Genomic DNA, 6,286 nt, shown 5'->3' on the forward strand with positions numbered 1-6,286 from the left:
CTCTATCCTTTGCTGTTCTCGGGATCAAAGTCAGTAAGGATAGACAAAAGAAAATGACGGGTATTTCCCATAGGTTGGAGGGCTGCACTGGGCAAAAAGTCGCCGCGAAGCGGCCTACCTTGATACCAGGAAGAGCGGCCGGTTTGAGCCGAATGGAGCGAAAATCGTCACTGTTTGCTTTTTTGGTCAGGCAATCAGCAGGACAGCCTTCTATGTAGTCAAACACACCACTGGTTAAATTGACTTTTGCCAGATCTCGCAAATCATCAATACTGTGTACCTTTGGAAGATGGAACATAGACTTCAATTCGGTAGCTAATAGTTGGGCTTGGATAGCACTTAAGCTGCTAAAGATAAGGATTTTTTGAATCAACTCTCGCCGCGTGAGTGACATGCCCAAACCTGCCCATGCTGTGTGAAAAATAGGTATTACTCTGTCTATTGACCCGGTATTCAAGCACCGCAGAGGATAGACCAGGTTCCCGACTTATATTTTGAAATCTTGGATGGTTACTTTAGCTGACCCAATAGTTACAGAATGGTAGAACAGATAGAGAAACAGGAGGTCTAACTTGTGATACCGGCTCTCAGGAGATTTCTGGAATGGATGCTACTCAGTCCGATTCTTTAACAAAGACACTTTTACAGCCATTCACCGAGGTTAGGCCTGGAGTCGTTGAATGGAGGCCTTCGAACTTCCGATGCTTTACTTATCGCTGTAATAAACAACTGTTAGAGCAAAGTCTCTTCCTGAAAAAGTATGATGTTCAGAGCTATGTTGATAGTGGGGAATACTCTTCAATTTACAGCGGCGTAGATAAAAAAGATAAAACTCAGTGGGCCATAAAGGTTGTTGATAAATCCGGAGGACTGGGTTTACTTCAGTTTCCCTATGACGTTCAGAACCTACAGCTTGCTGAGGGTTGTCCTGAAGTGATTCAACTTAGAGAGGTATTTGATTTCGGGGGGACAGGTGTTCTTATAACCCAGTGGGCTGATGCTGATTTAAAGCATAGAAATGGATTAATCAGAAACATTAAGGATGACAGGTCCTTTAGAGTTTTAGCCAAACAAATGTTGGAAGCTGTAGCCGCTTTAGATCAATTAGGGCTGGATCACAGCGAAGCCAGGGCTGTAGATTTTCTTTATGTGCAGAGAGATGGACGAATCAAAATCAGTGCCCTGGAGAGAGCTGATCAAAACCATAAAGTCAATGTTCGACTTCTGGTGACAGTTTTCAATGCACTGGAGGCGATTTCTATGAATATTTCTCTTGAGGAGGAGTCTCAATTACTGTTACAGGCAATCAAGCAGGCAAAAATGCCAGATGATGAAGAAGCGGCGTTGATGGTAAATGATGTGAGTCACTGGCTTCGAAAACCTGAAATTTCAGCTATTTCGGGTTTTTCTGAAAAAATGAAAGCAGCTGAAAAAGCCTTTATGAAGGAAGAGGCCCGTCTTCTGGAAAAAGAAGCTACGAGAAAGAAGCCCGCTGCTGCTGAATTATTAGATCACACCGCTTTAAAAACGATAGAGGAGGGAGAGTTGTTGCATCTCTCCAGCGACCATCGATAGTGTTGTCTAAGCACTATCGGTAGAAAGTAGGGCGGCCTCTAAAAATGCTCGAGTTATCGGCGTATCCTTCTGAGCATTGGCACAAATAACATAAGAGTTCGACATCAATTTCATATCACTGATGTGTATTGCACAGATGTTTTCATGAGGCTGATATTCACCTGAAGCGACGAATGCAGCTCCCAGACCTTGAGCAACGGCTTCACGCACTCCTTCCCGGCTACTGATTTCCATCACGACTTTGGGTTTAACCTGATGTTGATGAATGGCCTGTTCATAGAGCTTTCGTGTGGATGAACCGGGTTCACGGTAAATCAGTCGGACACCGTCCAGGTCACTCAGTTTTATTTCTGTGCGCCTTGCCAGCGGACTGTTGCTTGGAACCATCAAAATCAATCCCTGCTCCCGGTATTTGAGAGTAGTCAGTCGTTTATCAGGTTCCAGATAGGCAATCATGCCGACATCCAGTTCACCCTTGAGAACTTTCTCTGTAATGAAGTCTGAGCCGCCGGTTTCAACCACCACCTTTATACCAGGGTATTGCTCGTTGAAGACGGCAAGAATCTCCATCAGATAAAATGGAGCTACCGCGCCCACTCTAAGCGTACCACTCACCAGCTTACCTTCATGGGTCAGAATTTCTTTAGCCTTGCGCTCCAGTTCCAGCATCATTCTTGAAACCTGCAGCAGGGCCTGCCCTGTTTCTGTTAGCTGATTCTTGCTTCTCCTGCGTCTGAACAGCTGGACGTTGTAATGATTTTCCAGCTCTTTGACCTGAGCCGTGATGGTGGGCTGGCTGATATGCAGTTTGCGTGAAGCCTCAGTAAAACTGCCGGTGGTGGCTACTGCATGAAAGGATCTTAACTGGCTGAATTTCATAAAACCGATATAGATTAGAGTGTCTGTCAGTAATATAGGTTTTTTATATGATGAAAATATTAAAATAGTATTTTTGTATCATTGAACTGTCATAAACCCTCCCTAGACTCCGAATTATCGAAACCATACAGAGCTACTCGATATGTGGAGCTTCTCAAATCCGGTCAATATCCATTTTGGTGAAGGTGTCTTATCCAGGTTGCCTGAACTGCTGGATGGGCAGAACTACGCCCTGCTGACCTACGATGAACCCTGGTTTTCAGCCTTGGCTGATCAGGTGATTTCCCAATGTGGAAAGCCTGTTGCGGTGTTGAACCAGATTGTTCCCAATCCTGATGTTAAAGATTTACTGCCGCTGTGCCTGCAGTTGTCTGAGCTGCCAGTGCAACCGGATGTACTGGTCGCATTGGGCGGCGGTTCGGTGATTGATACAGCCAAAGTATTGGCAGCTGCGGGTGAAGATTTTGACCGGGTTTACCAGTTGTTAACCCAGGGATCCGGTCGGGAAGAACTGGTATGCACTCCCATCATTGCTGTGCCTACCACTGCCGGTACTGGTAGTGAGGTGACATGCTGGGCCACGGTCTGGGACAGTGCTCATGAGCGAAAGTATTCTCTGGCAGACCCACGTTTGTATCCCCAGGTGGCACTTTGCGATCCTTCTCTGACCCATGAACTGCCTGAGTTTCTGACAGTATGTACAGGGCTGGACGCTCTTTCTCACGCTCTTTCTCACGCTCTGGAAAGTATCTGGAATAAAAACAGTAACCCTGTTTCGTCTACTTATGCGGTGGATGCTGCCCGGACCATTATTGATGTTCTGCCAGCTCTGACTTGCGATCTGAATAATGCAGACCTCCGCAATCGCATGATGGAGGCGTCCCTGAAAGCCGGGTTGGCTTTCTCGAATACCAAAACATCCATCGCTCACAATATTTCTTACGAAGTGACTTTGCGTCGCGGAACGCCTCATGGCATCGCCTGCTCTTTCACATTGCCTCAGGTAATGCGCTCAGTGGCGGGTGAAAGTGAAGCCTGTGATCGGGCTTTGAAAGCCATATTTGGCAGTGATCTGGCGGCAGGCAGTAACCAGCTCGAAAGCTGGCTGCAAGGCTTTGGCGTCAAGGTGCAACCTTCCGATTATCAATACGACGCTCAAGACTGGCAGAGACTGTTAACCAGTGCGCTGGCCGGTGAACGTGGCAAGAATTTTATTGGTCGCAAAGAAGCTCTGCTGGCCCGTTATGTAACCTGATCAATCCGGAACTAAGATCAAAACATATTTGAGAGTCCGGACGAAATGCAAAACAAATTCTATTTATTAGCAAAATAGCGTTAGAGGTAAAACATGAAACAGGTACAGGCTGTAATCTTTGACTGGGCTGGCACTATTGTGGATTTTGGTTCCTTTGCTCCTACCCAGATCTTTGTGGATGCTTTTCGTCGCTCCTATGATTTTGACATTACGTTGGAAGAAGCCCGAGGCCCTATGGGATTGGGCAAGATCGAGCATATTCGTACGCTGGGCGCGACTCAGGAAATAGCCCAGCGCTGGCAGGATCAGTTTGGTTGCAGTTTCACTGAAGAAGATGCTCAAAAGATTTATCAGACTTTTCTTCCTCTGCAGATTGAACGGGTCAAACTGTTTGCTGATCCTATTGAAGGCGCACTGGATACGGTGAATGGTTTGAAAGCTGAAGGGATCAAAATTGGTTCCTGTTCTGGTTATCCAAGGCCAGTTATGGAAGCTTTGATTCCGGCTGCCGCTGAAAAAGGCTATAAGCCAGATGCAGTCGTCGCCAGTGATGATCTGGCTGCAGGTTCACGACCAGGTCCCTGGATGGCACTTCAAAATGTGATTGAGCTGGCTATTACTGATGTGGCTACCTGTATCAAGGTAGACGATGCTACTTCAGGTATTGCTGAAGGCTTGAATGCCGGTATGTGGACCGTCGGGCTGTCTGTTTCTGGAAACGAGTTCGGGGCTACCGAAGCAGAATACAAAGCCATGACAGAAGCGGAAGTGGCCGAGCGTCGTGAGCCTGCTGAAGCCAGGATGAAAGCAGCGGGTGCTCACTACGTGATTGCTTCAGTGGCTGACCTTCCTGCTGTAGTAAAAGAGATTAATATCCGTCTTGCTAACGGCGAACGCCCCTGACTCTCGGCTTTAGTTCTGTTCTTTCAAGCCCGGCTTTGCCGGGCTTTCTTGTTCTGGAATAGCTCCCTGCACTGCATCGATGGTTTGTAAAAACGGATGTAAGCACTTGAATTTTTGTTAAAATGGAACAATCATGTTCCGTAAAGAACAATAATAATTGCTACTGAAGGTGAGGTCGCAAGATGGATCTGCTCATAGAATTGAAACAAAAAGCGGTTGGCTCAGCAGGTGAAGCATCAGCGTTGCCTTATTCAGCCTATACCAGTCCCGAGATCTATGAACTGGAGAGAAAGCGTATTTTTCATGGCGACTGGGTGTTTGCCTGCAATGAATTTGCTCTCAAGAAGCCTGGTGATAAGTTTGCTTTCAATCTGGCGGGTGAGCCCGTTGTGATCATTCGGGGCAAAGACGGTGAGCTTCGAGCACTGTCTAATGCCTGCCGTCACCGGGGAACGCTTTTGGCCGATGACGGATTCAGTTCAGGAAACAACAATCTGGTTTGCCCCTATCATTCATGGAACTACACCGAAGACGGAGCTCTTAGAGGGGTACCTTTTCCCGGTGATGTGAAGATCGATAAAAAAGCACACTGCCTGCCAAAATTTGCTCTGTCCGTCTGGAATGGACTGGTTTTTGTCAACATTGATGGAAAGGCTGAACCGCTGGAAGATCGTCTGGCTGGTATTGAGCAGTATGTTCAATACAACAAGGTGGGTGAGTTCGACAGTGGTTATGAAAATGAGTCCGATCATTGGGACACCAACTGGAAGCTGGCCATGGAAAATGCCATGGAAAGCTATCACCTCTTCAAGGTTCATAAGCCAACACTGGAAGTAGTTACGCCTACCAAAGGTGCCTTTTATATTGAAGGGAATGCTAAATGGAGTGTAACCGCAGGCGAAACCCATAGCCCTATGCCTAAGTGGTTAAACTGGTTTTACGGAACGCCTAAAGGCAATGATCATTACATTCTGGTTTCTCTGCCCCCCTCATTTGTGGGTGTGATCTCATCGGATGGCCTGTTCGGATACATTGCCGTTCTGCCTGAAGGCCCGGGCCGAAGTTATATTAGAGGAGGCGGTGTTGGCAGAGGGATTTCTGCCCCGAAGGGAACGGTTAAAAAGTTTGTGGATGACTTTTTTGCGGAAGACAAATTTATCTGTGAGCGGGCCCAAAAGGGCATGACAACTTCAACAGCCACGGGTGGACAGCTGGTGGATCTGGAAAGAATCGTGGTGGACTTCCATCAGTTTCTGGCCATGAAGCTGTTCAATGTTCAGCCTGATGAAGTTTACAAAAACAACAAAGCGCCTGAACGTTTGGCTTTGACAGAAGTCTGAAGTTTGGTCCTTTCAGAAAGCGTATGAAGCATCTCAGGGGCAACCATTTCGATGGTCCCCTGACAATGTTGTTTTTAAATAGCTCCAAGCCTGGGGTGAATTCTGCCACCCACAAGACTGACCCCTATCCGCAAGAGTGCATAGCTGCCACCAATCGCCAGCTCCAGAGGACTCCAGCCGTAAGCCATGCCAAATACGCTATTGAAACCTAGGAGCCTGTCGGACTTACCACTGACCTACTGCGAAAAAGCCGGATTTGGCCATTTTTTATGATTCTTTTCGTTGAATAGCTCGCTATTCGCCTCAAATAATCATAAAAACTGTCTCAAACCGG

Annotated in this window: 6 protein-coding genes; 4 read left to right on the top strand and 2 right to left on the bottom strand. The window is 47.0% G+C overall.

The features are described 5' to 3' along the window. A partial coding sequence (locus ACR2PX_RS04230; RefSeq protein ID WP_433998117.1) for a hypothetical protein occupies nucleotides 1-400 on the bottom strand: 400 nt, incomplete at its 3' end. Nucleotides 401-603: 203 nt separating this feature from the next. Between ACR2PX_RS04230 and ACR2PX_RS04235 the strand changes: the two genes are divergently transcribed. Beyond that, a complete protein-coding gene (locus tag ACR2PX_RS04235; protein ID WP_433998118.1) occupies nucleotides 604-1,575 on the top strand; it encodes a hypothetical protein in 972 nt (323 codons plus the stop codon). Nucleotides 1,576-1,581: 6 nt separating this feature from the next. Here ACR2PX_RS04235 and ACR2PX_RS04240 read toward each other — a convergent pair whose 3' ends face one another. Continuing rightward, nucleotides 1,582-2,454 (bottom strand): LysR substrate-binding domain-containing protein, encoded by an 873-nt coding sequence (locus ACR2PX_RS04240; RefSeq protein WP_433998119.1) that lies wholly within the window; start codon nucleotides 2,452-2,454, stop codon nucleotides 1,582-1,584. 142 nt (nucleotides 2,455-2,596) lie between these two features. Here ACR2PX_RS04240 and psrA point away from each other — a divergent pair, with 142 nt between their 5' ends. The 3 genes from psrA to ACR2PX_RS04255 all read left to right on the top strand — a co-directional run bounded on the left by psrA (nucleotide 2,597) and on the right by ACR2PX_RS04255 (nucleotide 5,952). After that, a complete protein-coding gene (gene psrA / locus ACR2PX_RS04245) occupies nucleotides 2,597-3,709 on the top strand; it encodes an iron-containing alcohol dehydrogenase PsrA (protein ID WP_433998120.1) in 1,113 nt (370 codons plus the stop codon). A gap of 93 nt (nucleotides 3,710-3,802) precedes the next feature. Next, a complete protein-coding gene (phnX, locus tag ACR2PX_RS04250; protein ID WP_433998121.1) occupies nucleotides 3,803-4,612 on the top strand; it encodes a phosphonoacetaldehyde hydrolase in 810 nt (269 codons plus the stop codon). 182 nt (nucleotides 4,613-4,794) lie between these two features. Beyond that, the gene (locus ACR2PX_RS04255) at nucleotides 4,795-5,952 is read left to right on the top strand and encodes an aromatic ring-hydroxylating oxygenase subunit alpha (RefSeq protein ID WP_433998122.1); all 1,158 of its coding nucleotides are present in this window, start codon (nucleotides 4,795-4,797) and stop codon (nucleotides 5,950-5,952) included. Nucleotides 5,953-6,286 lie beyond the last annotated feature (334 nt).

Origin of the sequence: Endozoicomonas sp. (assembly GCF_051008435.1) — a bacterium.
Lineage (GTDB): Bacteria > Pseudomonadota > Gammaproteobacteria > Pseudomonadales > Endozoicomonadaceae > Endozoicomonas_A.